General features: G+C 71.5%; 21 protein-coding genes and 2 rRNA genes. All 23 read left to right on the top strand.

The features are described 5' to 3' along the window. Nucleotides 1-175: ribosomal RNA gene (locus tag ACIBK1_RS12465) — 23S ribosomal RNA — on the top strand; the annotation flags it as partial. A gap of 65 nt (nt 176-240) precedes the next feature. Next, nucleotides 241-357: ribosomal RNA gene (rrf, locus tag ACIBK1_RS12460) — 5S ribosomal RNA — on the top strand. A 756-nt stretch (nt 358-1,113) separates the two neighbouring features. Beyond that, nucleotides 1,114-2,451 carry a bifunctional folylpolyglutamate synthase/dihydrofolate synthase gene (locus tag ACIBK1_RS12455; protein ID WP_030505863.1) on the top strand — a complete coding sequence of 446 codons (1,338 nt, stop codon included), beginning with the start codon at nt 1,114-1,116 and terminating at the stop codon, nt 2,449-2,451. Next, on the top strand, nt 2,448-2,798 hold the full coding sequence (locus tag ACIBK1_RS12450; protein WP_083744126.1) for a DUF4233 domain-containing protein: 351 nt from the start codon (nt 2,448-2,450) through the stop codon (nt 2,796-2,798). Before ACIBK1_RS12455 ends, ACIBK1_RS12450 begins: the two co-directional genes overlap by 4 nt. Nucleotides 2,799-2,809: 11 nt before the next feature. Next, a complete protein-coding gene (locus ACIBK1_RS12445) occupies nt 2,810-4,333 on the top strand; it encodes a hypothetical protein (protein ID WP_396734454.1) in 1,524 nt (507 codons plus the stop codon). A gap of 250 nt (nt 4,334-4,583) precedes the next feature. Further along, nucleotides 4,584-4,994, top strand: a complete 411-nt coding sequence (gene ndk, locus ACIBK1_RS12440; protein WP_030505860.1) for a nucleoside-diphosphate kinase — start codon at nt 4,584-4,586, stop codon at nt 4,992-4,994. 219 nt (nt 4,995-5,213) lie between these two features. Next, nucleotides 5,214-6,245, top strand: a complete 1,032-nt coding sequence (locus ACIBK1_RS12435) for a rod shape-determining protein (RefSeq protein WP_030505859.1) — start codon at nt 5,214-5,216, stop codon at nt 6,243-6,245. An 8-nt stretch (nt 6,246-6,253) separates the two neighbouring features. After that, on the top strand, nt 6,254-7,492 hold the full coding sequence (gene mreC, locus ACIBK1_RS12430) for a rod shape-determining protein MreC (protein WP_156080728.1): 1,239 nt from the start codon (nt 6,254-6,256) through the stop codon (nt 7,490-7,492). A 3-nt stretch (nt 7,493-7,495) separates the two neighbouring features. Continuing rightward, on the top strand, nt 7,496-8,014 hold the full coding sequence (gene mreD / locus ACIBK1_RS12425; RefSeq protein ID WP_051761220.1) for a rod shape-determining protein MreD: 519 nt from the start codon (nt 7,496-7,498) through the stop codon (nt 8,012-8,014). Continuing rightward, a complete protein-coding gene (gene mrdA, locus ACIBK1_RS12420) occupies nt 8,011-10,065 on the top strand; it encodes a penicillin-binding protein 2 (RefSeq protein WP_030505856.1) in 2,055 nt (684 codons plus the stop codon). The genes mreD and mrdA overlap by 4 nt, the downstream gene beginning before the upstream one ends. A 12-nt stretch (nt 10,066-10,077) precedes the next feature. After that, complete coding sequence (rodA, locus tag ACIBK1_RS12415; RefSeq protein ID WP_030505855.1) at nt 10,078-11,250, top strand: rod shape-determining protein RodA; 1,173 nt, start codon at nt 10,078-10,080, stop codon at nt 11,248-11,250. Between the two features lie 129 nt (nt 11,251-11,379). Continuing rightward, on the top strand, nt 11,380-11,628 hold the full coding sequence (locus ACIBK1_RS12410; RefSeq protein ID WP_030505854.1) for a hypothetical protein: 249 nt from the start codon (nt 11,380-11,382) through the stop codon (nt 11,626-11,628). Nucleotides 11,629-11,682: 54 nt separating this feature from the next. After that, the gene (locus ACIBK1_RS12405; protein ID WP_051761219.1) at nt 11,683-13,143 is read left to right on the top strand and encodes a hypothetical protein; all 1,461 of its coding nucleotides are present in this window, start codon (nt 11,683-11,685) and stop codon (nt 13,141-13,143) included. Next, nucleotides 13,140-14,021, top strand: a complete 882-nt coding sequence (locus ACIBK1_RS12400) for a phosphotransferase enzyme family protein (protein WP_051761218.1) — start codon at nt 13,140-13,142, stop codon at nt 14,019-14,021. The genes ACIBK1_RS12405 and ACIBK1_RS12400 overlap by 4 nt, the downstream gene beginning before the upstream one ends. Before the next feature lie 49 nt (nt 14,022-14,070). Next, nucleotides 14,071-15,993 (top strand): TIGR03960 family B12-binding radical SAM protein, encoded by a 1,923-nt coding sequence (locus ACIBK1_RS12395; protein ID WP_396734448.1) that lies wholly within the window; start codon nt 14,071-14,073, stop codon nt 15,991-15,993. Nucleotides 15,994-16,102: 109 nt separating this feature from the next. Next, nucleotides 16,103-16,819, top strand: a complete 717-nt coding sequence (locus tag ACIBK1_RS12390) for a TIGR03936 family radical SAM-associated protein (protein ID WP_197042396.1) — start codon at nt 16,103-16,105, stop codon at nt 16,817-16,819. 211 nt (nt 16,820-17,030) lie between these two features. After that, the gene (locus ACIBK1_RS12385; protein ID WP_396734445.1) at nt 17,031-19,865 is read left to right on the top strand and encodes an Rne/Rng family ribonuclease; all 2,835 of its coding nucleotides are present in this window, start codon (nt 17,031-17,033) and stop codon (nt 19,863-19,865) included. 188 nt (nt 19,866-20,053) lie between these two features. Next, nucleotides 20,054-20,368 (top strand): 50S ribosomal protein L21, encoded by a 315-nt coding sequence (gene rplU, locus ACIBK1_RS12380; protein WP_030505848.1) that lies wholly within the window; start codon nt 20,054-20,056, stop codon nt 20,366-20,368. Between the two features lie 45 nt (nt 20,369-20,413). Then, complete coding sequence (gene rpmA / locus ACIBK1_RS12375; protein WP_030505847.1) at nt 20,414-20,671, top strand: 50S ribosomal protein L27; 258 nt, start codon at nt 20,414-20,416, stop codon at nt 20,669-20,671. 96 nt (nt 20,672-20,767) lie between these two features. After that, a complete protein-coding gene (gene obgE / locus ACIBK1_RS12370) occupies nt 20,768-22,117 on the top strand; it encodes a GTPase ObgE (RefSeq protein WP_030505846.1) in 1,350 nt (449 codons plus the stop codon). 25 nt (nt 22,118-22,142) lie between these two features. Then, entirely contained in the window at nt 22,143-23,273 is a 1,131-nt protein-coding gene (gene proB, locus ACIBK1_RS12365; protein WP_231513723.1) for a glutamate 5-kinase, read from the top strand. Nucleotides 23,274-23,287: 14 nt separating this feature from the next. Continuing rightward, nucleotides 23,288-24,544: a glutamate-5-semialdehyde dehydrogenase gene (locus ACIBK1_RS12360; protein WP_030505844.1), complete on the top strand. Its 1,257-nt coding sequence runs from the start codon at nt 23,288-23,290 to the stop codon at nt 24,542-24,544. Nucleotides 24,545-24,715: 171 nt separating this feature from the next. After that, entirely contained in the window at nt 24,716-26,362 is a 1,647-nt protein-coding gene (locus ACIBK1_RS12355; protein WP_030505843.1) for a serine/threonine-protein kinase, read from the top strand. Nucleotides 26,363-26,383 lie beyond the last annotated feature (21 nt).

Genomic DNA, 26,383 nt, shown 5'->3' with positions numbered 1-26,383 from the left:
CGTTCGGTAGGGATAACCGCTGAAAGCATCTAAGCGGGAAGCTCGCCTCAAGATGAGGTCTCCCACCACCTTGTGTGGGTAAGGCCCCCTAGAGATGATGGGGTTGATAGGCCGGAAGTGGAAGCGCAGTAATGTGTGGAGCTGACCGGTACTAATAGGCCGAGGACTTGACCATATTATGCTCGCGTTCACTATGTGATCTCAGAGACAGCAACCGTGTGGTTGTGTGTTTCGTGGGGTTACGGCGGTTATGGCGGTAGGGAAACACCCGGTTACATTCCGAACCCGGAAGTTAAGCCTGCCAGCGCCGATGGTACTGCACCGGGGACGGTGTGGGAGAGTAGGACGCCGCCGGACAATCTTTTGGAAGGGCCATCCTTTGTGGGTGGCCCTTCCGCATTTCCGGGGAGTGTTTCCTTCTTCCGGGGTTCCCGGCGGGGGTCACCCTCTGGGGGTTGTTTTTGTGGTGTCCCGCGCTTGGTTGCGGGTGTGGTGGGTGGCGTTTGGTGGTGGTGCCCCGGTCGTGTTGGCCGGGGCTTTCGCATGTCCAGGGCCCGTTTTCCAAGGGCCTGTCTAGGGGGCCGTCCCTTCGGGGGCCCGTTTTCTGGGGGCACTGGCGGTAGGGGTGCTGAGGGACGCGGGGAGGGGGTGTCCCCCCGCCTCCGTGGGTGGTGTGGGGTTGCCTGGCCGGCGGCTCGTCGTGTGGGCCGGCTCGTGTCATGGGATGACGCTGTCGGCGGCGCGAGCGGTGGTGCGGCAGGAGCGGAGCGGGCGGGAGGGAGGACCGCAGCGAAGGCCCAGCGGAGCGGGCTTCGTGAGGACCGGAGCTTCCGGCCGGCGCAGTGACGTCCCAACCATCCGACCCCAACCCCGACCCACCCGACCCCAACCCCGACTCATTGGACCCCCGACTCCACCCCACCTAGCGCGCCCCCAACCCCGTACCACCCGACGGGTCTCATCCGGCCGCGACCCAACCGATCCCGACCGCGGCTCAACTGCAACACCCCCGACCCGACCGATTCCCAACGTCCATCGCCACGCGAGCGGACCCCGCCCTGCTACGCCTGTTCATGACACCCGCACGACGTACCACCTCATGAAGGGGTGGCCATGAGTTCCCGTACGCTGAGGGTCGTGGAATATCGAGCCGTCGAGCAAGCGATCATGGCACGGGGAGTGGAGTGGGATTTCAGCCCCACTCTTGATCGGATCACCGCACTGATGGAGATCCTCGGCGACCCCCAGAACTCGTACAAGGTCGTTCATGTCGCGGGCACCAACGGGAAGACGAGCACCGCGCGCATGGTCGAGGCGCTGCTGCGCGAGCGTAACCTGCGGGTGGGCCGCTACACGAGCCCTCATCTGCAGTCGATGCGTGAGCGCATCTCGATCGACGGCGAGCCCCTGTCGGAGGAGCGGTTCGCCGAGGTTTACCAGGATGTCGCGCCCTACCTCGAGTTGATCGACGCCAGGGTGGGCAAGCTGAGTTTCTTCGAGGTGCTGACGGCGATGGCGTTCGCCGCGTTCGCGGACGCTCCCGTGGACGTCGCCGTGGTCGAGACCGGTATGGGCGGCACCTGGGACGCGACGAACGTGGCCGACGGGACGGTCGCCGTCATCACGCCCGTCTCACTGGATCACACGGACTACCTCGGCCCGGACATCGCGACGATCGCCGGAGAGAAGGCCGGCATCATCAAGCCGAAGGCGACGACGGTGCTGGCGCAGCAGGCGCTGCCCGCCGCCGAGGTGCTGATGCGGCGGGCAGCCGAGGTCGGTGCGGTCGTCGCCCGCGAGGGGCTGGAGTTCGGCGTGCTGCATCGCGAGCTCGCGATGGGCGGTCAGATGCTCCAGCTCAGGGGCTTGAAAGGCGTGTACGAGGACGTGTTCCTGCCCTTGTACGGCGCGCACCAGGCGGGCAACGCCGCAGGCGCCCTGGCCGCAGTGGAGGCGCTGACGGCCGGCGACGACCCGCTGGGCGATGAGGTCGTACGGCAGGCCTTCGCCCAGGTGAGCAGCCCTGGCCGGCTGGAGATCGTGCGGCGGGGCCCGACCGTCGTGGTCGACGCGGCGCACAACCCGGCGGGCATGGAGGCCACGGTCGAGGCCCTGACCGAGGCGTTCGGGTTCACCCGGCTCGTCGCCGTGGTGGCCGTGATGGCGGACAAGGACGTGGACACGATTCTGGACCTGCTGGAACCGGTGGTCGAGGAGATCGTGGTCACCCGCAACTCCTCTCCTCGCTCGCTCAGCCCGGACGATCTCGCGACGCGTGCGGAGGCCGTGTTCGGCGAGGGGCGTGTCCACATCGAGGACCGGCTCGACGACGCCATCGACAGGGGCATCGCGCTGGCCGACCAGGGCGACGAGATCGGCTCGGGTGTCCTCATCACCGGTTCGGTCGTGACCGCGGGCGAGGCGCGCATCCTCCTCAAGGCCGCCAAATGAGCAGCGCCGTGTTCGAGGTGACCCCCGGCATGCGCCGGCTCTGTGCGACCGTCCTCGGGATGCAGGCGATCGTCGTCGCGCTCATCATCCCGGTGGCGATCACCATCAACGGCGTGTCCACTCCGATCGCGCTGACGGTCGGGCTCGGTCTGGCCGTCCTGTGCGTGGTGGTCGCCGGCATGCTGAAACGCCCGTACGCCTACATCGCGGGCACTGTGCTGGAAGTCCTGACAATCGCCACAGGATTCCTGGTCCCGGTCATGTTCTTCCTCGGGGTGATCTTTGCTGCCCTGTGGATAACGGCCATCTTCGTCGCTCGCCGTGTCGAGGGGACGACGAAGCGCTAAAGTCGGCAAGCATGGCCGTCCCTCCCGTACCGCAGGCTCGGGCCGCCGTGCCGGTCCGAGCCGTGCGCGTCCCTCTGCTGGTCGACGTCGTCATCGGGCTGCTCACCCTGGTGGCCCTTCCTCTCGCGCTCGTCGCCATCCCGAACACGATCTCCGTTGTGGCGGCGCTGCTGCCGCCCGGCGTGTCGCAGGTCGACATGATCCGCGCGCACGGCCTGGCGCTGCCCGCCATGCTGGTGACCGTGCCGCTCGCCGCGGTCGCGGTACGCAGGTTCCGCGCGGCGCCGATCCTCGTGGCGGGGCTAACGCTGCTCGCGCTCGCCGACGTCACGGGGGGCTACACCGACACCGTCGCGCTCGTCGGCGTGCTGCGCGTGCTCCACGGGATCGGCGCGGGCATGCTCGTGCCGGCGACTCTGGTCGCGGTCGCCGAGCGTCCCCGGCACCGGGTGCTGCTGCCGATCTGGGCGGGCGCGCTCGCCGCCTCGCTGCTGTCGGCCCAGGCTCTCGCCCTGTGGGCGATCCGGGACGTGTCCTCCTGGCAGGTCACCCTTCAGCCGTATCCGCTGCTCACCGGGGTGGCGCTGGCCCTCGCCGCGGCATACCTGGTGCTCTGGATGATTTCCGGCGACGGCGTCTCGCGGACCGAGGGGGAGATCCTGCCCGCGGGCCGGCCGACGTCGGTGGAGCGCGGGCGGCTCGCGCTCGCCATCGTGCCCGCCGCGGCCATCGCGGTGCTGGGCGTCGGGATCACCTTCGACTGGCCGCCGCGCCTGGTCGTCGTCGCCGCGGCCGTCGTGGTGGTGGCGATGCTGGCCCTCGCGGCACTCGGCACGTTCGAGGGGCCCGGCGGCCGTACGCTCGCCTTCGTCAACGTCGCGGTGGGCCTGGTGGTGTTGCCGACCGCGGCGCAGATGACCTACATCGAGCTCGGCGGCCCGCTGGGCGGTCCCGGCCTCAAGGGTCTGTGGGTGCCGTTCCTGGTGGCCGCGGCGACCGCCCTCGTGGGCGCCGTCCTCGCGGGCCGGGCGCCCGAGACGTTCGCGGCCCGGATGACGGTCCTCGGTCTCGCGGCCGTCGTCGTGGGGCTGGCCGCGATCAGGCTGCTGGTCCCGGCGCCGTCGGGCACGCCGCTGATGGTGCCGTTCGTCCTGCTGGCCGCGGGGTCGGCGGTGGCGCTGGTCGGCGCGTTCCGCACGGCGGGCCTCGGGTCGGCGATGCTGGGCCTGTCGCTGTGCTTCCCGGCCGTGCTCGCGGGCTTCCTGCTCGGCACCGGCATCCAGGTGAACCGGCTGCGCGACGCCGCGGAGACCGCGCAGGGTGACGGAAACGCCCTGGTGAACGGGTTCATCGACGCGCTGCACATGTGGGCGCTTGTCGGTGGGTTCGTCGTGGTCGGAGTGATCGTGCTCGCCTCCGTCCTGGCCCGGCGGGCCGCCGCCGCGTCGGCGGACGGTGACGTGGTGATCCCGTTGCCGACCCCGTCTCCGGAGGAGGACGACGACGTCTCCGGGAACGCCGGCCCCGCGCACTGACACGGCACACGCAGGAAGACCCGCCGTCCGCACGCGGCCACGCCCGAGACGCTCCGCCGCTCCGCCCCAGACCCGCCGGAACCGGACCCGTCGGCACCGGCCTCGTCCGATCGGAGCGGCGTTCCCGGACCGGTAAGCTGCCGTTGCGTCGGAGCTTCCGAGCCGAAGCTCCCTAGACGCTTGACGGGTGGGCCCGCGATCCGCCGGGTCACCGTGTTTGGCGAGTCAAACGACTTTAGGAGAAGAGACCGTGTCCGAGCGTACGCTTGTCCTGATCAAGCCCGACGGGGTCCGTCGCGGCCTCATCGGGGACGTCATCGGCCGCATCGAGCGCAAGGGCCTCAAGATCGTGGCGATGGACCTGCGCACGCTCGACGCCGAGACGGCCAAGGCCCACTACGCCGAGCACTCCGAGCGCCCGTTCTTCGGCGAGCTGGTGGAGTTCATCACCGGCGGCCCGCTGGTCGCGATGGTGCTCGAGGGTCCGCGGGCCGTCGAGGCGTTCCGCGCGCTGGCCGGCCTGACCGACCCGGTGAAGTCCGCGCCCGGCACCATCCGCGGCGACCACGCCCTGGAGATCGGCGAGAACGTCGTGCACGGCTCCGATTCTCCGGAGTCCGCGGCCCGCGAAATCAAGATTTTCTTTCCCGACCGTTTCTAGTCCTTGCCACACGAGAGGCCCCGGTTTAAACCGGGGCCTCTCGTGTTTTTCCAGGTGGTGACCGAGCTTAGGCAGGGGGACATCGGTTTTTCCGGGGGCTTGAGAGCTCGATGTGCCCAGTGATGAGCACATGCCGTTACGATTCGAATGCGATGCGTCATCCCGCACTCCCGCTGAACCCGGTAACCGCTAACCACCTGAAGGAAGGCTTCCTTCCGCATGGGCAGCAAGCTGACATTCCTGGGCCGTGACATGGCTGTCGACCTTGGCACGGCGAACACTCTCGTCTACGTCCGAGGGCGCGGCATCGTCCTGAACGAGCCGTCCGTCGTCGCCATCAACGTCACGACAGGCAAGATCGTGGCAGTTGGGATAGAAGCGAAGCGGATGATCGGGCGGACGCCCGGAAACATCGTCGCGATCCGTCCCCTGAGGGACGGTGTCATCGCGGATTTCGATGTGACCGAGCGAATGCTGCGGTACTTCATCCAGAAGATCCACAAACGGCGGCATTTCGTGCGGCCGCGCATCATCGTGGCCGTGCCGAGTGGCATCACCGCGGTGGAGCAACGCGCCGTGAAGGAAGCCGGCTACCAGGCCGGGGCCCGCCGTGTGTACATCATCGAGGAACCGATGGCGGCCGCGATCGGAGCGGGCCTGCCGGTCCACGAGCCGACCGGGAACATGGTCGTCGACATCGGCGGCGGCACCACCGAGGTGGCCATCATCTCGATGGGCGGCATCGTGACCAGCCAGTCGATCCGCGTCGGGGGCGACGAACTCGACCAGGCGGTCGTCGCCTTCGCCAAGAAGGAGTACTCGCTGATGCTGGGCGAGCGCACGGCGGAGGAAGTCAAGATCGCCGTCGGGTCCGCCTGCGTCACGGGCGAGGACTTCCACGCCGAGGTGCGTGGCCGCGACCTGGTCAGCGGCCTGCCGAAGACGGTCGTCATCAGCGCCGAGGAGATCCGCCGGTCGATCGCCGAGCCGGTCAACGCGATCGTCGACGCGGTGAAGTCGACGCTGGACAAGTGCCCGCCGGAGCTCTCCGGCGACCTGATGGACCGGGGTATCGCCGTGACCGGCGGCGGCGCCCTGCTGCGCGGCATGGTCGACCGGTTGCGTGAGGAGACCGGCATGCCGGTCCACATGGCCGAGAACGCGCTCGACTCGGTCGCGCTCGGCTCCGGGCGATGCGTGGAGGACTTTGAAGCCCTCCAGCAGGTGCTCGTGCCGGAGCCCCGCAACTAAGGAGCGTCATGAGAGACACCCGCCGCGCCCGTCTCATGCTCGGACTCCTCCTCGCCGTGGCGCTGATCCTCATCACGGTGGATCGCCGGGCCGGGAACGACCACGTCCTCGGCCCGGTGCGCGACTTCGCGGGCGCCGTGTTCGGGAAGGCCGAGCGCGTCGGCGCCGCCGTCACCAGGCCGATCACCGGATTCGTCGGCATGCTGCGCGACGCGCCCTCCGCGCGGCGCGCCATCGCCGACCTGCGCAAGGAGAACGCGCGGCTGCGGGACGAGGTGTCGGCGCAGCGGCTCGACACGGCGCGGGCCGACAAGCTGGACCGCATGCTCGGGCTGGCGGGGCTCGGCCGCTACCGCATCGTGCCGGCCCAGGTCGTCGCGCGGCGTACGGTGGCCGGTTTCGAGGACACGGTCGAGATCGACGCCGGCACCGGTGACGGCATCCGGCCCGACATGACGGTGCTCAGCGATGCCGGGCTGGTCGGCCGCGTCGTCCAGGCGGGCCCGGCCGGCTCGACGGTGGCCCTGCTGACCGACCCGGCCCTGTCGGCCGGGGCCAGGCTGGAGGGCGGCAACGAGCTCGGCGTCGTGAGCGGCCTCGGCGAGGCGGGCGGCGGGGGCAACCTCATCAGGTTCCGCCTGCTCGACTCCACCGTGCCGATCGGTGTGGGCCGCCGGATCGTCTCGTTCGGTTCCCAGCAGAGCAAGCCGTACGTGCCGGGGGTGCCGATCGGCGTGGTCGAGCGGGTGGACAACACGCCGGGCGAGGTGACCAGGACGGCCTACGCACGGCCCTTCGCCGACTTCTCCGCGCTGGACGTCGTCGGCGTGGTGGTCGCGACGCCGAAGCGTGATCCGCGTGACGCGGTGCTGCCGCCGAAGCCGCCGCCGCCGAAGCCGCCGCGTGAGGACAAGCGGCATGGCGACGACGGCCGCGGACAGGGGCGCGCCTCGCTGGAGGCCGAGTGGGGGCTCGGCGACCGGGGCCGCGGCGCGGGCGACGAGTCGCGGGCCACGGCCGAACGGCAGATGCCCGAGGCCGCGCGGGAGCGGCGCGGCCGGCACGGCACGCAGGCCGTGGACGGGGAGCAGCGCGCCCAAGAGCAGCAGGGACAGGAACAGCAGGGGCACGAGCAGCAAGGACACGAACAGCAGGGGCACGAGCCGCCCGCCGCGCACGAACCGCCCGCCGCCGCCGAGCCGCGCGACGCGCCCCGGCAGCACGACGGCCGCGGTGAGAGGGACTGACCCATGGCCCGCAACATCCTCGCCGCGCTGCTGCTCTTCGTCGCTCTGGTGCTCCAGGCCAGCGTGGTCAACCGGCTGCTGTTCTCCTGGGCGCCCGACCTGGTGCTGTTGACGGTGGCCGCACTCGCGACCAGGCGCGGGGCCGTGCCGGGTGCGGTGATCGGCTTCTGCGGCGGGCTCGCCTACGACCTGCTGCCTCCCTCCAACCACACGCTGGGCCAGTACGCGCTGGTGCTGTGCGCCCTCGGCTACGCGGCCGGGCGGTTGGGAGACCGGGTGCCGCTGCTCGCGGTGGCGGTGTGCGGCGTGGTCGCGCCCGGCATGCTGGCGGGTCTGGGCGCGTTGATCGGCGCCCCGGGGGTCACCTGGGCGGTGCTCGCGACGGCATGGCCCCGGGCCGCGGTCTGCAATCTCGTGGCCGCTCCGCTGGTGCTCTGGGCGGTCAAGGTCACGCACGGCGGCCATCGCAGGCGCGCAGGCGGTGGCGAGCTCGTGCCGAGCTGGAGACGGGGGACGGCATGACACGTTTGCGCGGACGCCTGATCGTCCTTCAGGTAATGGTCATCGCCATGATCGTGGTGCTTGTCGTCCGGCTGTGGCAGGTCCAGGTGGTGCAGGGGTCGCGGTTCGTCACGGTCGCGACGGAGACGCGTACCCGTGAGGTGCGGGTGCCCGCCCTGCGGGGGGCGATCCTCGACGCCTCCGGCCGCCCGCTCGTGCGCAACCGTACGACGCTGGTGGTCTCCGTGGACCGCGGCCGGCTGGAGCGGATGCCGGACGGCGGCGACGCGGTCCTGCGCCGGCTGTCCGCCGTGCTGAAGGTGCCGCTGTCGAAGCTGAAGCAGGAGATCCGGGCGTGCGGCCCCGGGATCAGCCGCCCGTGCTGGCCCGGCTCGCCGTACACGCCGATCCCGGTCGCCGACAACGTCAACCCCCGGGCGGCGCTGCAGATCCTGGAACGCCAGGAGGACTTCCCCGGCGTCACGGCCGACATCCAGGCGATGCGCGACTATCCCAACGGCAAGGACGCCGCCCAGCTCCTCGGCTACCTGCAGCCGGTGACCCAGAGCGAGCTGGAAAAGCGCGAGGGTCTCAAGGCCAACTACTCGGGCGTCGACCTCACCGGCCGCGACGGGCTCGAGCGCACCTATGACTCCGCGCTGCGCGGCACGCCCGGACTGCGCAACGTCCAGGTCGACCGCATGGGCAAGGTCATCACGGTCAACCAGCAGTCCGACCCGGTCCCCGGCGACATCCTGGTGACCAGCATCGACGCCAAGGTGCAGCGGATCGTGGAGAAGTCGCTGGACCAGGCCATGCAGGAGGTGCCCAGCTCGGACGGCGCCGCCGGTGTGGTGCTCGACATCAAGACCGGCCGGGTGATCGCGATGGCCAGCCGGCCGACGTACGACCCCAAGGTCTGGACGGGCGGCATCGCGGAGAAGGACTACCGGCGGCTGCTGTCGGACAAGTCGGGCAAGCCGTTGGTGTCGCGGGCGATCGCCGGCGAGTACGCGCCGGGTTCGACCTTCAAGATCAGCTCGGTGTCGGCGATGATCGCCGACGGCGAGCCCCTGCACGGCACCTACCAGTGCCCGGGTTCCTACAACGTCGAGGGCCGGTCGTACCCGAACGCGGGCGGCATGAGCCTGGGCGCGATCTCGCTGCACGAGGCGCTGGTCAAGTCGTGCGACACCGTGTTCTACAAGGCGGGGTACGAGGAGTGGCTGCGCGACGGCGGCAAGACGCCCAAGGCCAAGGTCAAGGAGCCGATGCCGAACATGGCCAAGGCCTACGGCTTCGGCAAGCGCACCGGCATCGACCTGCCCGGCGAGTCCGCCGGCCGCATCCCGACCCGCGCGTGGAAGCTCGACCTGTACAACACCACGAAGTCGGAGATGTGCAAGCGGGCCAAGATCGGCTATCCGGAGATGAAGGACCAGAGCCGGGCCGCGTTCGCCAAGCGGCTGGCCAACGAGAACTGCCTGGAGGGCATGATCTTCCACGCCTACGAGGCGGTCAACCTCTCGATCGGCCAGGGCGACGTCCTGGTCACCCCTCTCCAGCTCGCGCGGGCGTACGCGGCGCTGCTGGGCGACGGCAACGTACGCAGCCCGCGTGTCGGCTGGGCGCTGATGCGCCCGGACGGCACCCTTAAGCAGGAGATCCCGGTCCCGGTCGTGGCGCACCTGCCGGTCAACGACGAGACCCGCACCTACATCCGCAAGGCACTCAGCGAGGTGCCCTCGGACGGCACGGCCGCGGCGGTGTTCCGCGGGTTCCCGTTGAACATCGTCAAGATCGGCGGCAAGACCGGTACGGCGGAGGTCTACGGCAAGGAGGACACGTCGTGGTTCGCGTCCTTCGCGCCCGCGGACAATCCGCGGCTGGTCACCGTGGTCATGGTGGCGCAGGGCGGCTTCGGCGCCTCGACCGCCGCGCCCGCGGTGCGGCGCATCTGGGAGGGGATCTACGGCCTCGGCAAGGGGGACGACGGCAAGCCGCTCAAGCCGGCGCTTCCGGACGGCAAACCGGTGACGCGGCTGCCGGCCATCAGCCGCGAAACGCAGTGAGGCGGATCTGCCATGACTGAAGCCATCGGGGTACGGCGGAGGTCGCTCGCGAGCCGCGTCGTCGGCCGGGGATCGGTCGTCTGGCGGATGGACTGGCTGCTGTTCGGCGCGGTGGTCGCGCTCAGCGCGGTCGGCACGCTGCTGGTCTGGTCGGCCACCCGGACGTGGTCGTCGATCGAGCCGACGGGCATGGCCAAGAAGCACGTGCTCAACCTGCTCATCGGCCTGGCCCTCTACAGCGCGGTCGCGGTGAGCGACTACCGCTGGCTGCGCACGTACGCGCCGGTCCTGTACGGCATCGCCGTCGTCGGGCTGATCCTGGTCATCAGCCCGATGGGTTCGACGATCAACGGCCACCACTCGTGGATCCTGCTCGGCGGGGGCTTCGCCCTGCAGCCCGCCGAGCTGATGAAGCCGGCGCTGGTGGTGATACTGGCGCGGCTGCTGGCCCCGACGTCCGAGAAGGGGAAGATCAAGGACCGGCCGAGGGCCTCCGGCCTCGCGCTGTCCCTGGCGGCGGCGGGCGCGGCGGCGGCGCTGGTCATGCTGCAGCCCGACCTCGGCACCACGATGGTGCTGATGGCGACGACCGGCGCGATCATCGTCTTCGCCGGGATACGCAAGCGCTGGGTGCTGGCCGGGGTGCTGCTCGCGGCCCTCGCGGGGCTGGCGGTGTGGTCGCTGGGGCTGCTCAAGCCCTACCAGGTGGCGCGCTTCACCGCGCTCATCGACCCGTCGAGCGACCCGCGCGGCGTGGGCTACAACAGCACGCAGGCGCTGGTGGCGATCGGGTCGGGCGAGGTCTTCGGCAAGGGCCTGTTCCACGGAGGCCAGACCACGGGACGTTTCGTGCCCGAGCAGCACACCGACTTCATCTTCACCGTCGCGGGCGAGGAGCTCGGCTTCGTCGGGTCGGTCACCGTGGTGGCCCTGCTCGGCGTGGTGCTGCTGCGCGGCGTGCGGATCGCCCGGATGTGCGGCGACCGGTTCAGCGCGCTCGTCTCCGCCGGCATCGTCGCGTGGCTGGCCTTCCAGACCCTCGTCAACGTCGGCATGACGATCGGCATCATGCCGATCACCGGTGTGCCGCTGCCGTTCGTCTCCTACGGCGGCACGGCGACGTTCGCGAACATGACGGCGGTGGCCATCTTGCAGGCCATCCATCTCAGGTCGCGGCCCATGTGACCCGTGCCGTCCGCATGAGAGCCGTCCGCAGGGTGGCGGACCCCGGCTCTCACTGGTGCCCGAACCACGCGGCGAACATCATGGGAACGGAACAGGTTCGGGGGCTGAACGGACCATTACGGAGGAACGGTGACTCCGGACGACGAGACGCGGGAACGTCAGCGCGCCCTTGACCTGCTGCGCACGGCATTCCCCGACTACCGGATCGTGTACAGCGCCGGGAGGTGGGCCGCCGCGGCCGCGGGAGACCCGCCGACGGTGTGGTTCGCCGAGACGCCGGCGAGCCTGTGCGGCCAGCTCTTCACGGCCCAGCTGCGCAGCGGCGGCACCATCACTCCTCTTCACTCGGTGGAGAGGGACTCGCAGTGCGCGAGGTGACCGGTTCGTGACACGTACGGCGTTAGCGTGCGGGTGTCACCACTGGGAGAGCCGATGACGACACCCTCACGCGGCGGGGACCGATCCGCCATCCAGATCGCCGGCGGCATTCGCGAGCGCACCCTCGCCGCGCTCGGGGGGCCGCCGACGACCGCGGTCCTCCATCAGATCGCCGACGAGATCCACCTGTGCTGCCCACGGCTGACCCGCTTCAAGTGCCTGCGCCTGGCGTACGGGTGGACGGTGGAGGAGGCGATCGAGCGCTTCCACGCGATGTGCGACCGCGAGCAAATCAAGCGCAGGGGACTGAGCGAGCGGTCCTGGCGGGAGTGGGAGGCCGGGGCGCGGCCCGACCGCGACTACACCGACCTGCTGTGCCGCCTGCTCGAGACGGGCCCGGTGCAGCTCGGGTTCGCCAAGGACTACACGCCGCCGGAGATGCGGCCCCCCGACGTCTGGCGGCGGCGTACCGCGCCCGACCTGATCAGCGCCGCCGCACGGGAGGCGAGCGAGCACGCCGAGCGGGTGGAGACGAGCGAGATCGGCGACAGCACGCTGGAACGGCTGCGCACGCAGGTGATCTGGCTGTCCCGCCGGTACGTCTGGGAGGCGCCGCTGCCGCTGTTCGTGGAGATGCGGGCGCTGCAGGAGCAGACCCGCCGGGCGCTGGAGCGACGCGTCCACCCGGCCCAGGCCGGTGAACTGTTCTTCCTGGCCGGGACGCTGTGCGGGCTGATGGCCAACGCGAGCATGGACATGGGCCGCCGGGTGCCCGCCGACACCCTCGCCCGCGCGGCGTGGACGTACGGCAGGATCTCCGGCCACCGGTCGCTCATGGGCTGGGCCCGTGGCATGCAGGCGTCGGTCGCGCTGTGGGACCGGCGGTACGAGGACGCGGTGGGATACGCCGAGGACGGCCTCACCACCCTGCACCGGGGCCAGGGCGCCGCGCGGCTGCACCTGCTGCGGGCGCGGGCGGGCGCGATGCTCGGCCGGACCCGCGAGGCGGAGGACGACCTGCTCAAGGCGGCGGACGCCCGCGAGGCGGGCACCGGGGACGAGCTGCACGACGGGTTCGCCGGGGAGTTCGCCTTCCGGCCCGCCAAGCACGCCTACTACGCGGCGGTCACGCGCCTGCACCTCGGACAGGCGGGCCGGGCGATCGAGCAGGCCCGCACCGCGCTCGGCCTGTACGCGCGGGAGGACCGCCAGAACCGGTCCTACGGCTGCGAGGCGATGGCCGGGGCGCACCTGGCCGTCGCCCTCCTGCTGGAGGACGACCCCGGTGGGGCAGAGCGGGCCCTGACGCCGCTGCTGGACCTGCCGCCGGAGCGCAGGATCGACAGCCTGGCAGAGACCCTGCAATCCACGGTGCTGACCTGCACGCCGATGGTGCGGGGAGAGCTCGCCGGGCGGCTGGAGGCGTTCTGCGCGACCGGGCTGCCCCAGTCGGCCGCCCGGGCGCTGCCCGAGGCTCCGTCCGAGGCGCTGGGAGGCGAGGGGGATCCGCGATGAGCGTCTCCACCGTCGCCGGCACCCCGCCCGCGCTCACGGAGGCGTGCCGTCAGGCGGGGCTGAGCGCCGACGGCGCACGGTTGCTGCGCAGTTTCGCCAACGTGGTGTACCACCTGCCGGGTGAGGGGGTCGTCGTCCGCCTGGCGGAGGCCGGCACTCCCGGCAAGTACGACAGACTGGCCACCTCGCTCAAGGTCACGCGCTGGCTGCACGAGCAGGGCTTCCCCGTCACGCTGCCGCTCGACGTGCGCCAGCCGCTGGCCGTCCAGGGCTGCCTGGCGACCTTCTGGCACTACGAGGACGGCGCGGACGACGGCGACCCGGTCCCGCTCGGCCTGCTGCTGCGGTGGCTGCACTCCCTGCCGCCGGTCCCGTTCGCGCTGCCGACCTACGATCCCTTCGGCCGCGTACGGCGGGCCGTGCGGGCGAGCCTCGTCCTGGACGGCGAGGAGCGGGAGTGGCTGCTGGACCGGTGCGCGGCGCTGGAGGAGGCCTGCTACGAGCGCGTCGAGTTCGCCCTGCCGTACGGGCTGGTCCACGGCGACGCGCACCGGGGCAACCTGATCCGCACCGCGGACCGGATCCTGCTGTGCGACTGGGATTCGGCCAGCGCCGGGCCGCGCGAGGTCGACCTGGTGCCCACCCTGCAGGGTGCCCGGTTCGGCCTGTCCGACGCCCAGCGCGACGGCTTCGCCCGCGCGTACGGGTGCGACGTCAGGGACTGGCCGGGCTATCCGGTGCTGCGTGACATCCGGGAGCTCCAGACGCTGACGGCCGTGCTGCGCCTCGGGCACCGCGACGACCGCGCGCACGCGGAGCTGCGCCACCGCCTGGCCTCGCTGCGCGCGGGCGACGACCGGATCTGGCACCCCTTCTGAGGACGGAAGATCCGCAGGGGCCACTCGCCGGAGCCGATACCCTGGAGGCATGTCTGTCGAGTCGTTGTTTCCCCGCCTGGAGCCGCTGCTGCCCAAGGTGCAGAAGCCGATCCAGTATGTCGGGGGCGAGCTGAACTCGACGGTCAAGGACTGGGACGAGGCGACCGTCCGGTGGGCCCTGATGTATCCGGACGCCTACGAGGTCGGCCTGCCCAACCAGGGGGTGCAGATCCTCTACGAGATCCTCAACGAGCTGCCCGAGACGCTGGCGGAGCGCACCTACGCGGTGTGGCCCGACCTCGAGGCGCTCATGCGGTCCGAGGGTGTCCCGCAGTTCACCGTGGACGGGCACCGGCCGGTTCGCGCGTTCGACGTCCTCGGGGTGTCGTTCGCCACCGAACTCGGCTACACCAACCTCCTCACCGCGCTCGACCTGGCGGGAATCCCGCTGGAGGCGGCGGACCGCACCGACGAGGACCCGATCGTGCTGGCGGGCGGTCACGCCGCGTTCAACCCGGAGCCCATCGCCGACTTCCTCGACGCCGCCGTGCTCGGCGACGGCGAGCAGATCGCGATTGCGATCTCCGAGGTGCTGCGCGAGTGGAAGGCCGAGGGCTCGCCCGGCGGCCGCGACGAGTTGCTGATGCGCCTCGCCTCCACCGGCGGGGTGTACGTCCCGAAGTTCTATGACGTCGAGTACCACCCGGACGGCCGCATCATGCGCGTCGTCCCCAACCGCGACGGCGTGCCGACGCGCGTTTTCAAGCACACGGTCATGGACCTCGACGAGTGGCCGTACCCGAAGAAACCGCTGGTCCCGCTCGCCGAGACCGTGCACGAGCGGTTCAGTGTCGAGATCTTCCGGGGCTGCACCCGGGGCTGCCGTTTCTGCCAGGCGGGGATGATCACCCGTCCGGTGCGGGAGCGGTCGATCACCACGATCGGCGACATGGTCGAGGCGGGGATCAAGGAGTCCGGCTTCAGCGAGGTCGGGCTGCTGTCGCTGTCCAGCGCGGACCACTCCGAGATCGCCGATGTCACCAGGGGTCTCGCCGACCGTTACGAGGGCAGCCAGGTCGGCCTGTCCCTGCCCTCCACCCGGGTCGACGCGTTCAACATCGACCTGGCGAACGAGCTGTCCCGCAACGGCCGCCGTTCCGGGCTCACGTTCGCGCCGGAGGGCGGGTCCGAGCGGATGCGCAAGGTGATCAACAAGATGGTCATCGAGGAGGACCTCATCCGCACGGTCACCACCGCCTACTCCAACGGCTGGCGGCAGGTGAAGCTCTACTTCATGTGCGGGCTCCCGACGGAGGAGGACGTGGACGTCCTCGGCATCGCCGACCTGGCCAAGAAGGTCATCAAGGCCGGCCGCGAGGCGACCGGCTCACGTGACATCCGCTGCACGGTCTCCATCGGCGGGTTCGTCCCCAAGCCGCACACGCCGTTCCAGTGGGCCGCCCAGGGCGACCACGAGACGGTGGACCGCCGGCTGCGCGCGCTGCGCGACGCCCTGCGCTCCGACAAGGAGTACGGCAGGGCCATCGGCTACCGCTACCACGACGGCAAGCCGTCGATCGTGGAGGGGCTGCTGTCGCGGGGCGACCGCCGGGTGGGCCGGGTCATCCGGGCCGTCTGGGAGGACGGCGGCCGGTTCGACGGCTGGAGCGAGCACTTCTCGTTCGAGCGGTGGATGGCCGCGGCCGAGCGCGCCCTCGCCGACGTGCCGGTCGACGTGGACTGGTACACGACGCGCGAGCGGGACGAGCACGAGGTGCTTCCCTGGGATCACCTCGACGCCGGTCTCGACCGCGAGTGGCTGTGGCAGGACTGGCAGGACGCGGTCAACAACGTCGAGGTCGAGGACTGCCGCTGGACGCCCTGCTACGACTGCGGCGTCTGCCCCACGATGGGGACGGAGATCCAGATCGGTCCCACGGGCAGAAAACTGCTGCCACTCACCGTGATCTGACGCTCACGGCCTATCCTGAAAGACGATCGACCGAAAGCGGAAGGACGACGGAACTCTGAAACCCGTTCCCGACGGGCCCGCGCCCGAACCCACCGTGCAGCGCCTCCGCGTGCGCTACGCCAAGCGGGGCCGCCTGCGTTTCACCAGCCACCGCGACATCTCCCGCGCCGTCGAAAGGGCGGTGCGGCGAGCCGGCATCCCGGTTGCCTACAGCGCCGGCTTCAGCCCGCACCCGAAGATCTCCTATGCCGGCGCCGCCCCCACCGGAGTGGCGAGCGAGGCCGAGTACCTCGAGATCGGGGTGAACCGGCCGTGCGACCCACGGCGGGTTCGCGACGACCTCGACGCCTCGCTGCCGCCGGGGCTGGACGTGCTCGACGTGGTGGAGGCGCGGGACGGGAACCTCGCCGATCGGCTGGAGGGCTCGGTGTGGGAGCTGCGGCTCCCCGGGGCCGATCCGGGCGAGGCGGAGCGGGCGGTGAAGGAGTTCCTCTCGGCCGACCTGGTGGAGGTCGAACGCCTGACCAAGAAGGGAATGCGGCGGTTCGACGCCCGCCAGGCGGTGCGTTCGCTGGCCGTCGTGGGGGAGCCGGGAATTACGGCAGGTCAGGAGACCGTTCAACCCTGTGTCATACTTCGTATGGTTGTTCGGCACGAAACACCTGCCGTCCGGCCCGATGACGTGCTCATGGGTCTGCGTCTCGTGGCAGGCTTCGCGCCGCCGTCACCCGCTGCGGTGACCAGGCTGGCGCAGGGGCCGCTCGACGCGATGACCGGTGAGCCCGCCGACCCGTTCGCCTTCGACCGGGCAGGCGGAGACCGATAAGACTTGCCGCCGAGGCGCCGACAGGAAGCCCGGCGGACCGCGAGAGACGAGAGCCTTCGCGCGGCGCGGCAACGTGCCCGGAGGCTGACGGGAGAGCGCCCGCATGCTCGACAACGAGCCCACTGACGGGGCTGTGAGCCTTGACGGTGACACGACAACAGAAGAACGCGGCCAGGCTGGGGGAGACGCGGTTTCCTCCGGTCCGTCAGGCGTGTCCACGACCCGGCGCCGCCGGTCGGCGAGCCGCCCGGCCGGGCCGCCGCCCGAGCCCGACGACCTGCCGCCACCGGTGACCACCGTGGCGGCGGCAGCGATGCCGAAGGCCGCGGAAACCACGGAACCGGAGGCCCCGCAGACCACTGCGCCCACGGCGGCCGAGCCCGGCGAGGCCCCCACGCAGGAGGAGCCGGTCGCGAAGGAACGGCCCAAGCGGGCCACCCGCCGCCGCACCAAGGCCGCCGAGGAGCCGGTCGCCGAGGAGCCGCCGGCACCGGCCGTCGCGGAGACGGCGCCGTCCGCCACGGAGACCGCATCGGACGCCGCGTCGGCCGTCACGGAGACGGCACCGGCCGCGCAGGACGAGCCGGCCGCGCCCACCCGGCGTCGCCGGAGCCGCAAGCGGACCGACGAGACCGAGCCGTCCCAGCAGCCGGAGCAGGCGGAAACGGTGCAGGCCGAGGAGCCGTCGCGGGACGTGCGGGCCGAGGAGCCCGCCGCGCCGAGGCGCCGCCGCCGGGCCCGTGCGGAAGAGCCGGAGCCGGAACGATCCAGGGCGATGAGCGCCGCCGAGGCGGAGGTCGACGCCGCGCTGCGGCTCAACCTGCCCGACGAGGAGCCGCTGGACGACGAGCCGCTCGACATCGAGGACGTCGACATGGAAGACGTCGACGCCGATGAGGACGGCGGGCGGCCGGACGTGGTGGCCGACCCCTTCGGCCTTTCCGCGCAGCAGCCGTCCGTGCCCTCGGTGACCTTCCAGGCGCCGTCGGCGCTGTTCCAGCCGCTCTTCCAGGCCCCCGACCCGTTCGCGGTGCCCGTGCAGAGGGCCGCGTCGCCCGCGCCCGCACCCGTGGCCGAGCCGGTGGAGGACGAGGAGGCGGAGTCCGAGGAGCCGGAGGAGACCGCCGAGTCCGGCGAGGACGAGTCCGAGGGCGGCGCCCGCAGGCGGCGCCGCCGCAGGGGCGGACGCGGACGCGGTGCCCGCACCAGGGACGGCGAGGACGGCGAGGATCAGGAAGGCGAGGGCGAGGGCGAGGAGCCGCAGGCCGCGTCGGCCGAGGAGGACGACCGCGAGCAGGCGGAGGACGACTCCGAGGGCCAGGCCGGCACCCGGCGCCGTCGCCGTCGCCGCCGCAGGGGCACCGAGGAGGCCGATCTGGCCCCCGACGACCCGCCGAACACCGTCGTCCGCATCCGGGCGCCCCGCGCGACCAGGTCCACCTCCGTTGACGAGGTCCAGGGCGTACGGGGATCGACCCGGCTGGAGGCCAAGAAACAGCGCCGCCGTGAGGGCCGCGAGCTGGGCCGGCGCCGTCCCCCGATCATCACCGAGTCGGAGTTCCTGGCCCGGCGCGAGTCGGTCGAGCGACTCATGGTCGTGCGCCGCCAGGGCGGCCGCACCCAGATCGCGGTGCTCGAGGACGGCGTCCTCGTCGAGCACTACGTCGACCGGGAGTCCAGCCAGTCGTACGTCGGCAACGTCTACCTCGGCAAGGTCCAGAACGTGCTGCCCTCGATGGAGGCGGCATTCGTGGACATCGGCAAGGGCCGCAACGCCGTGCTGTACGCCGGCGAGGTGAACTTCGACACCGCGGGGCTGGAGGGCCAGCCCAAGCGGATCGAGGCGGCGCTGAAGTCCGGGCAGTCGGTGCTCGTCCAGGTCACCAAGGACCCGATCGGCCACAAGGGCGCCCGGCTGACCTCGCAGATCAGCCTCCCCGGCCGCTATCTGGTCTACGTGCCGGACGGCTCGATGACCGGGATCAGCCGCAAGCTGCCCGACAAGGAACGGGCCCGGCTCAAGCAGATCCTGCGCAAGGTCATGCCGGAGAACGCGGGCGTCATCGTGCGTACCGCGGCTGAGGGCGCCTCGGAGGAGGAGCTCAGCCGCGACGTGGCCCGGCTGTCGGCCCAGTGGGAGAACATCCAGCGCAAGGCCAAGTCGGCCAGCCCGCCGGAGTTGCTGTCCGGCGAGCCCGACCTGACCGTGCGGGTGGTCCGCGACGTCTTCAACGAGGACTTCGGCTCCCTGGTCGTCGAGGGCGACGAGGCGTGGACGACGGTGGACGAGTACGTCCGCTACGTCGCCCCGCACCTCGCCGAGCGGCTGTCGAAGTGGGAGGGGGAGATTGACGCGTTCTCCGCCTACCGGATCGACGAGCAGATCGCCAAGGCGATGGAACGCAAGGTGTGGCTGCCGTCCGGTGGTTCGCTGGTGATCGACAGGACCGAGGCGATGACGGTCGTCGACGTCAACACCGGCAAGTTCACCGGGCAGGGCGGCAACCTCGAGGAGACCGTCACCCGCAACAACCTGGAGGCGGCCGAGGAGATCGTCCGCCAGCTCAGGCTGCGGGACATCGGCGGCATCATCGTGATCGACTTCATCGACATGGTCTTGGAGAGCAATCGCGACCTGGTGCTCCGGCGGCTGCTGGAGTGCCTGGCGCGGGACCGGACCAAGCACCAGGTGGCGGAGGTCACCTCGCTGGGTCTGGTGCAGATGACGCGCAAGCGGGTCGGCCAGGGCCTGCTGGAGGCGTTCTCCACGCCGTGCGACTGCTGCCACGGGCGCGGGATCATCGTGTCGACCGAACCGGTCGAGGCGAAGCCCGAGCCGCGCGGCACGCAGGGCAAGATGGCCATCGAGAAGGCGGTGGCCGAGAAGGTGGCGGCGAGCGAAGGCTCCGTCGCCGCGGCGGCGGGCTCGGTGCGTGAGAGCGTCACCGACGCCATCGACGCCGATTCCACCGACTCAGACGGGGGCGACGGCTCCGCCTCGTCTTCCCGGGGACGGCGACGTTCCCGCAGGAAGACGGCGGAGTAACGACTTCGTCACCCGGCGGTCCGCTCGGTTCGACCTGGGTACCCGATATCCGGTACCCTGGTCAACCGGTGCGCCTGGTGTCGGCGTGCCTGGCTTCGCGCGCCTGCCCGGATCGCCGGTCGTGTTATCGACAGCAGCTGGATGCGGGGCGCGGCATCTCAGCATTTAGCCAGTAGAAGGGTTCCGCGGTGTACGCGATCGTTCGTTGCGGCGGCAGGCAGCAGAAGGTCTCCGTCGGGGACGTCCTCGAGGTGGACAAGGTCGCCGGAGAGGTTGGCTCCTCGGTGTCGCTGCCGGCGGTGCTCGTCGTCAACGACGGCGATGTCACCACCGACGCCGCCACGCTTTCCCGGTTCCAGGTGACCGCCGAGATCCTCGGCGAGACGAAGGGACCGAAGATCCGGATTCTGAAGTACAAGAACAAGACCGGATACAAGAAGCGCCAGGGTCACCGCCAGCGGTACACCCAGGTCAAGGTCACCGGCATCAACCCCGGACAGTAGTTTCCCGGGGGACGACCCCCGCTTACCCCCGAAAGGGAGTGAATCATGGCACACAAGAAGGGCGCCTCGTCCACCCGGAACGGCCGTGACTCGAACGCTCAGCGCCTTGGTGTGAAGCGTTTCGGCGGTCAGCTGGTGAACGCGGGCGAGATCATCGTCCGTCAGCGCGGCACGCACTTCCACCCCGGCGACAACGTCGGCCGTGGTGGTGACGACACGCTGTTCGCCCTGGCCACCGGCCGGGTGCAGTTCGGCACCAAGCGCGGTCGCCGCGCGGTGAGCATCGTCCCGGCCGCGGAGTAGATCCGCCCCGGACACCAACAAGCAGCGCGATGAGGCGGATCGAGCATTCGGTCCGCCTCATTCGTTTTTTCATACGGCAGTAAGGGGGAGCGGCTGATGGCCGACTTCGTGGACCACGTCGTCCTGCACATCAAGGCGGGTGACGGGGGCAACGGCTGCGCCTCCATCCACCGGGAGAAGTTCAAGCCGCTCGGCGGGCCCGACGGAGGCAACGGCGGACGCGGCGGCGACGTCATCCTGGAGGTGGATCCCAACACCTCCACCCTGTTGGAGTACCACCACCGGCCGCACCGTCGCGGGGGCAACGGCAAGCAGGGCATGGGCTCCAACCGGGACGGCGCCAACGGCGAGGACGTCGTCCTGCCGGTGCCCAACGGCACGGTCGTGAAGGACGCCGGGACCGGGGAGGTGCTGGTCGACCTGGTCGGCGCCGGCACCCGCTACGTCGCCGCGCAGGGCGGCTTCGGCGGCCTCGGCAACGCCGCGCTGGCCAACGCCAAGCGCAAGGCCCCGGGGTTCGCGCTGCTGGGCGAGCCGGGTGACGAGGCCGAGATCGTGCTCGAACTCAAGACCGTCGCCGACGTGGCGCTTGTCGGGTTCCCCAACGCGGGCAAGTCGTCCCTGATCGCATCGCTCTCCGCGGCCCGCCCCAAGATCGCCGACTATCCGTTCACGACCCTCATCCCCAACCTCGGCGTGGTGACGGCGGGCGAGACGGTCTTCACGGTCGCCGACGTGCCGGGGCTCATCCCGGGGGCATCCGAGGGCCGGGGCCTCGGCCACGAGTTCCTGCGGCACGTCGAGCGCTGCTCGACGATCGTGCACGTGCTCGACTGCGCGACGATCGAGCCGGGGCGCGACCCGGTCACCGACTTCGAGGTGATCGAGGCCGAGCTCGCGGCGTACGGCTCGCTGCAGGACCGGCCGCGGCTCGTCGCGCTCAACAAGGTGGACGTCCCCGACGGCCGGGACCTGGCCGACATCGTCACGCCCATGCTGGAGGAGCGCGGACTGCGGGTCTTCGAGATCTCCGCGGCCAGCCACGAGGGCCTGCGGCCCCTGGCGTACGCGATGGCGGAGATGGTGGCCGCGGCCCGGGCCCAGGCCCCGGTGGAGGAGCCCACCCGGTTGGTCATCCGGCCCAGGCAGCTCGGCGAGACCGGGTTCGCCGTACGCAGGATCGACGAGAACCGCTTCCAGGTGACCGGCGAGAAGCCCGAGCGGTGGATCCGCCAGACCGACTTCTCCAACGACGAGGCCGTCGGCTACCTGGCCGACCGGCTCGAACGGCTCGGCGTCGAGGAGCAGCTGATCAAGGCCGGCGCGACGGCCGGCGCCGAAGTGATCATCGGTCCGATGGAGGGCGGCTACGTCTTCGACTGGCAGCCATCGCAGGGCACGGAGGCGACCATGGGACCGCGGGGCAGCGACGCGAGGCTCGGCTGACCGGCGGGCCGGAGTGGGAGACGGCGTGACAGGCAGGGAACGGATCCGCGAGGCGGCGCGGCTGGTGGTCAAGGTCGGGTCGTCGTCGCTGACGACGCCCCGGGGCACGATCGACGTCGACCGGGTGGACGCGCTGGTCGACGTGCTGGCGGCCCGGCGCACGGCCGGCACGCAGATCGTGCTCGTGTCGTCCGGCGCGATCGCCGCCGGGCTCGGGCCGTTAGGACTGCGCGCCCGGCCCAAGGACCTGGCCACCCAGCAGGCGGCCGCCTCGGTCGGGCAGGGCGTGCTGGTCGCCCGCTACACCTCGTCCTTCGCCAGGTACGGCCTGCGCGTGGGGCAGGTGCTGCTGACGGCCGACGACATGATGCGCCGCATCCACCACCGCAACGCCCAGCGGGCGCTGGCCCGGCTGCTGGAGCTCGGCATCGTGCCCGTCGTGAACGAGAACGACACGGTGGCCACCGACGAGATCCGGTTCGGGGACAACGACCGGCTCGCCGCGCTGGTGGCCCACCTCACCCACGCCGACGGGCTGGTGCTGCTGTCGGACGTCGACGCGTTGTACGACGGCGACCCGCGCAAGGACGGCGCCCAGCGGATCGCCGAGGTCCGGGGGCCCGAGGACCTGGAGGGCGTCGAGCTGGGCACCTCCGGCCGGGTCGGCACCGGCGGCATGATCACCAAGGTGGAGGCGGCCCGCATCGCCACCGGGGCGGGCGTCCCTGTCGTGCTCACGGCGGCGGCGCACGCGGCGCAGGCGCTCGCCGGTGCCGACATCGGCACCTGCTTCCACCCGGGCGGCCGGCACCCCGGCACTCGGCTGCTGTGGCTCGCCCACGCGACGACCGGCCGGGGCCGCCTGCACCTGGACGCGGGCGCGGTCGAGGCCGTGGTCGATCGGCGCAAGTCGCTGCTGCCCGCGGGCGTCCTGAAGGTCGAGGGCGACTTCGCCGCGGGTGATCCGGTCGACCTGTGCGCGCCGTCGGGCGCCCTCGTCGCCCGCGGTCTGGTCAACTATGACGCGGGGGAGGTCCCCGACCTGCTCGGCCGCTCCACCCGGGAGCTGGCCAGCACACTCGGCCCGGAGTACGAGCGCGAGCTGATCCACCGGGACGACATCGTGATATTGGAGCCTGTTCACCACCACAAGTGACGGAGCGCGAGGCAATGTCTGAGGCAGAGGAATTTCTGAAGGTCGCGCGGGCGGCGAGGGACGCCGCCACGTTGCTCGCGCCGATGCCGCGCGCGCCGAAGGACGCGGCGCTGCGTGCCGTGGCCGACGCCCTGGAGGCGGCCACGGACGAGATCGTCGCGGCCAACGCCGTGGACGTGGACCGGGCCAGGGAGAGCGGCACCTCCGAGGCGATGATCGACCGGCTGCGGCTCGACGCGGGCCGGATCGCCAAGATCGCGGAGGCCGTCCGCCAGGTGGCCGACCTGCCCGACCCGGTCGGTGAGGTCGTGCGCGGCAGCACGCTGCCCAACGGCCTGGAGCTGCGTCAGGTGCGGGTGCCCCTCGGCGTCATCGGCATCATCTACGAGGGCCGGCCCAATGTGACCGTGGACGCGGCCGCGCTCTGCCTCAAGAGCGGCAACGGCGTGCTGCTGCGCGGGTCGTCCAGCGCGTACTCCTCCAACACCGCGCTAGTGCGGGTCATGCAGGAGGCGCTGGCGGCGACCGAGGTGCCGGCGGACGCCGTGCAGCTCGTGCCGGGCCAGACCCGCGAGTCGGTCAAGCACCTGATGCGCGCCCGCGGGCTGGTGGACGTGCTGATCCCGCGCGGCGGCGCCTCGCTGATCAACAGCGTGGTCGAGGAGTCGACCGTGCCGGTGATCGAGACGGGGGTGGGCAACTGCCACGTGTACGTGGACGCCGACGCCGACATCGACACCGCCCTGAAGATCCTTGTGAACGCCAAGGCGCAGCGGCCCTCGGTGTGCAACGCGGCCGAGACGGTGCTCGTGCACGCCGCCATCGCCGACGCGTTCGTGCCCAGGGCCCTGACGGCGCTGAAGGACGCGGGCGTGACCGTCCACGGGGACGAGCGGGTGCGGGCCTACGGCGCCGACGTCGTGGCGGCCACCGAGGAGGACTTCACCACGGAGTACCTCTCGCTCGACATCGCCGCCGCCGTCGTCGACTCGCTGGACGACGCGGTCGCGCACATCCGCAGGTATGGCTCGGCCCACACCGACGCCATCGTGACCCGCTCCCAGCAGGCGGCCCGCAGGTTCGTGGCGACGGTGGACTCGGCGGCGGTCGCCGTGAACGCCTCGACCCGGTTCACCGACGGCGGCGAGTTCGGCTTCGGGGCGGAGATCGGCATCTCCACCCAGAAGCTGCACGCCCGGGGCCCGATGGGGCTGCCGGAGCTCACCTCCACCAAGTGGATCTACACCGGCGAGGGCCACGTACGGGGGTGACCGCCGGACGCGGGTGAGCACGGGGACACGAGCCGGGGCACGCGTCCCCGTCCCCGGCCCGCAGGGCGTCTCTTCCGCGGCGCCCGTATGGCGCCGGCATCGGCTTGTCCGCGATCGGACCGGCGCGCCTCCGCCTATTCGGACGGCCGGGCCGCTATGGTTGGCGCTCCTATGGCTGGACGTCTCGGGCGGGTCGGCCCCTACGCGCTGCTGGAGCGGCTGGGCCGGGGTGGCATGGGTGAGGTGTACCTCGCCGTCGGCCGCCGGGCCGACCGCGTCGCGGTGAAGATGCTGCGCGACCCCATCGAGAACGATGCCGACGCCCGATTACGGCTCGAACGCGAGGTGCGGGCGCTGCGCCGGGTCGAGAGCCCGTACGTCGCCCAGGTGCTCGACGCCGACCTGTCGGGCGACCGGCCGTACCTCGTCATGGAGTACATCGAGGGGGAGAACCTCCTCGACGCCGTACGGCGCCGCGGGCCGCTGCCCGAGTCTCGGCTCATCACGCTGGCACAGGGCCTCGCGGCGGCTCTGGCGATCATCCACGCGGGTGGGATCGTGCATCGCGACGTCAAGCCGGCCAACATCTTGCTGGGCGAGGACGGGCCGGTGCTGATCGACTTCGGCATCGCCCAGGTGCTCGACGCGACGCGGGTCACGATAACCGGGACGTTCCTCGGCACGCCCGGCTACTGCGCCCCCGAGGTGTTCGCCGACGAGACCGTGGGTGAGCCCGCCGACGTGCACGGCTGGGCCGCCACGGTGGCGTTCGCCGCCACCGGACGGCCGACCTTCGGCCGGGGCACCGCCGAGTCGCAGATGTACGCGGTGCTGAACGGCAAGGCCGACCTGGTGGGGGTGCCGGCCGCCCTGCTGCCGCTCGTCCGCGCCGCCCTGCATCGCGACCCCTCCCGCCGCCCGACCGCCGCGCTGCTGGCCGACCGGCTGTCCCGCCTCGCGCGGGCCGCGGGGGAGCCCTCCCGCGCGCCGGGTGAGCCGTCCGCCGCCGAGACCACCACGCGTACGCCCGCGGAGGCGGCCCGGGCGCGTGCCGCCTCCGACGCGAAGTCGGCGGCGAAGACGGTCGCGAAACCGGTCGCGAAGCCGGTGGCGAGGAAGACGGCCAAGACGGAGGACAAGCCGGTCAGGAAGGGCGCCGAGACCCCGGCGCGGGAGCCGGCGACGGCGGCCGAGCGGGCCGCCCGGCGCGGCGGCTCCGGCTCCGCGGCCCGCCCCCGGAAAGCGAGGGCGGCCACGGCCCTCGCCGCAGCGCCGGAGGGCGCGCCGGAAGGGGCGCTCGGCATCCCGACCGGGAACGCGGCCCTGGTCCTGGTCGCGCTGCTCGCCGTTCCGTGCGTGGTGGCGTCGGTGGTCTACCCGCTCGCGACCTTCGCGATCACGGCGGCCCTCGCGGTGGTGATCAGGGCCGTGTGGACCAGTCACTGGCTCGTGCGCAGCCGCAAACCCGGCCGGGCCCGCGCCTGCCTGCGCGCGCTGGCGTTCCCGCTCACGCTGACGGGTTCGCTGCTGTCGGCCGTCGCGTGGCCGGGGCTGCCCGCGGTCGCGGCGGCGTTCGCGGCGCTGTGGGTGGGCTCCGGGGGACGCCTGGAGCCCGAGTGGTGGTCCCAGCCGGTTCCGGTGACGGTCGCCGGCATCGCGTTCGGCGTCGTCAGCGGCGCGATCATCGGCCGGGAGATCGAGCGTGCGGGCGCGGCGATCCCCGGCCTGCGGAGGGAGGGCCTGCGGGCGCTCGCCGTCCTTGGCGGCTTCGTCGCGCTGTGCGCCGCCGCCGTCCGCGCCGTGGCCTTCTTCTTCTGACGGGTGTGGAAAGCCCGCCGC

Origin of the sequence: Microbispora rosea (genome assembly GCF_044460045.1) — a bacterium.
Lineage (GTDB): Bacteria > Actinomycetota > Actinomycetes > Streptosporangiales > Streptosporangiaceae > Microbispora > Microbispora rosea.
Note: the sequence above shows the minus strand (reverse complement) of the source record. Positions and strands in the feature narration are given on the sequence as shown.